The 2735-nt window shown below is 64.1% G+C and carries 3 protein-coding genes; 1 reads left to right on the top strand and 2 read right to left on the bottom strand.

The window, feature by feature from the left end:
- Positions 1-601: HAD family hydrolase (locus ACY693_RS17865; RefSeq protein ID WP_462323159.1), on the bottom strand; the 601-nt coding region annotated here is incomplete at its 3' end.
- Between the two features lie 99 nt (positions 602-700).
- Here ACY693_RS17865 and msrA point away from each other — a divergent pair.
- On the top strand, positions 701-1360 hold the full coding sequence (gene msrA, locus ACY693_RS17860; RefSeq protein WP_462323160.1) for a peptide-methionine (S)-S-oxide reductase MsrA: 660 nt from the start codon (positions 701-703) through the stop codon (positions 1358-1360).
- Between the two features lie 256 nt (positions 1361-1616).
- Here the strand turns inward: msrA and queA are convergent.
- A partial coding sequence (gene queA, locus ACY693_RS17855; protein WP_462323158.1) for a tRNA preQ1(34) S-adenosylmethionine ribosyltransferase-isomerase QueA occupies positions 1617-2735 on the bottom strand: 1119 nt, incomplete at its 5' end.

The raw sequence follows: 2735 nt of genomic DNA, 5'->3' as shown, positions 1-2735 counted from the left end.
CCAAGCCCAGTGCCCGCGCGGCGTCGACATCCAGTGCCGGGTCATCACCAATATGCAAGGTTTGCGCGGGCGTGGCCTCGGCCCAGTCCATCGCCAGCTCGAAGATGGCCGGGTCCGGCTTGGCGGCGCCGGCATCGGCCGCGGTCAGGCAGCGATCGAAGGCCGCGCGCAGCGGCGTCTGCTGCACCTCGGCATTGCCGTTGGTCACCGCAACGAGCCGGCAATGGCGACGCAGACGCTCCAGCGCCGGGGCGACATCGGCATAGGGCTCGACGCGATTGCGCCTGTCTCGAAACGCTGTCATTGCCCCCTGCGCCAGCTCAACGGCCTGCTGCTCGGAATAGTCCAAGCTGATCAGTAGGCTCTGGAGGGCCCTGTAGCGCAGCGCGGTGACATCGTGGGCCAGCTCAGGGCGGGTCTGCATCAGCTCGCGACGATGGGCGCGCAGGCTCTCCACGGTATGGCGCTCCGCCAGTCGCGGTGCCTGTGCGGCCAGCCAGGCGTAATGTGCCGCCTCGGCCGCTTTGATGACCGGTGCGCAGGGCCAGAGGGTGTCATCAAGATCAATGGTGATCAGACGAAGATGCTGCCAGGCGGACATGTGGGAATGAGGGTCGATGGTTGGGGTGCGGCATCGGTTTGGCTTGAGCGTGTCTGCCCAAACCTCAATCACTCCATCATACCCACCGAGGCCATCATCATGTTCCTGTTCCGCAAGAAGACCGAGCTGCCAACGGCTCAAGAGGCCCTTCCCGGCCGCGACACTCCGATGTCGGTGCCGAGCCGCCATGCGGTCCTCGGCCATCCGCTGCTACCGCCTTTTCCAGAGAATACGCAGCAGGTGCTGTTCGGCATGGGCTGTTTCTGGGGTGCGGAGAAGGCGTTCTGGAGCCTGCCAGGGGTCTACAGCACTGCTGTCGGCTATGCCGGCGGCCTAACGCCAAACCCCACCTACGAAGAGGTCTGCTCCGGCTATACCGGTCATAACGAGGTGGTCTTGGTGGTCTACGATCCGTCCCAGATCCACTTCGAGCAGTTGCTCAAGACCTTCTGGGAAGGCCACGACCCCACCCAGGGCATGTGCCAGGGCAACGATATGGGGACCCAGTACCGCTCGGGCATCTATGCCTTCGACCAGGCGCAGCTCGAGGCAGCCCGGCAAAGCCTGAGCCAGTATCAGCAGGCCTTGGATCAGGCCGGCCGGCGCGAGGCCATCACCACGGAGATCCTGTCCGCGCCGAGCTTCTACTATGCGGAAGACTACCATCAACAGTATCTCGCCAAGAACCCCGGGGGATATTGCGGCCATGGAGGCTGCGGCGTGCGCTATCCGCAGCCTGCGGCCGGAGCCGCTAACTGAAGGTGATATCCCACATGTCGCATAAATGCCGACTGGTTCACATTTTTGACGCTGTCGCTGGCTAAACTCAGAAACAGGTGGTAGCGACGCAGCGGTTGGGGTTGACAATCAGATTAGTATTTAAGAAACTAGCGATGCACTGGAGGTTCGCAGTCCTCTGGTGCACTCCTCCATCCTCCTTTGGTGGTAATCTTATAAGCGCGGCGCCCGCCGCGCTTTTTTTTGCCCGTCGATTTCTGGCCCATCGATTTCTGGCCTAGCCATCCCGTCGCGTGAGGAACATCGCATCGCCGTAGCTGAAGAAGCGATAGCGCTGGACAACGGCGTGACGGTAGGCGGCCATGATCTGCGCGTGACCGGCAAAGGCCGAGACCAGCATCAGCAGCGTCGAGCCCGGTAGGTGAAAGTTGGTGATCATCGCGTCGACCACCCGAAAGGGATAAGGCGGTCGGATAAACAACCGGCTCTCGCCACGATAGGGCCTGAGCACCGAGGTTCCGAGCATGGCCTCGGCCGCGTCGGTCTTTGCCGCATCTGGGCCTTGGCCGAGAACGGGTGCCGCGCCTGGTGCGCTGGCCATGGCTCCTTGCGCGGCAGCTGCCGCCGTCTCCAGACTGCGCACCGTGGTGGTGCCGACGGCGATGATGCGCCCGCCGGCGGCACGCGTTGCCTCGATCTGAGCCACCGTCGCCTCGCTCACCTCAAGCCACTCGGCATGCATCCGGTGTTGATTCAGATCCTCTTCGCGCACCGGTTGGAAGGTTCCAGCGCCCACGTGCAGGGTTAGGCGCGCGCTGCCGATACCGGCCTGGGCCAGCTGCTCGAGCATCGGCGCATCGAAATGCAAGCCCGCCGTCGGCGCCGCAACCGCACCCTCGCGCTCGGCATAGACGGTCTGGTAGCGCTGCTGATCAGCGGCTTCATCGGCGCGGCGAATATAGGGCGGCAGCGGCATATGGCCGTGGCGCCGCATCAGCGCTGGTAGTGTGGCATCCAGAGCCCGGAGCCGAAACAGGTCTTCCTCGCGCGCCGTGATCAACAGTTGCTCGCCTTCGGCCAGGTGCAGCGTGGTGCCCGCCACGGGCGTCTTGCTTGCACGCAGATGGGCGAGGGCCTCGTGATCATCGACCATCCGCTCGATCAGCACCTCGACCTTGCCCCCGGTCGCCTTCTGCGCGAACAGCCGCGCCGGTATGACCTTGGTGTCGTTGAAGACCAACAGGTCGCCAGGTTGGAGCAGCTGTGGCAGATCGCGAAAGCCCAGGTCTTGCAGGCGGCCGCTCGGGCCGTCGAGCGCGAGCAGCCGGCTGGCGCTGCGCTCAGGCAATGGATGCTGGGCGATCAGCTCATCGGGGAGATCGAAATGGAAATCGGA

Source organism: Halochromatium sp. (genome assembly GCF_054919635.1).
The sequence above is the reverse complement of the archived record's forward strand: the minus strand, read 5'-3'. Positions and strand labels throughout refer to the sequence as shown.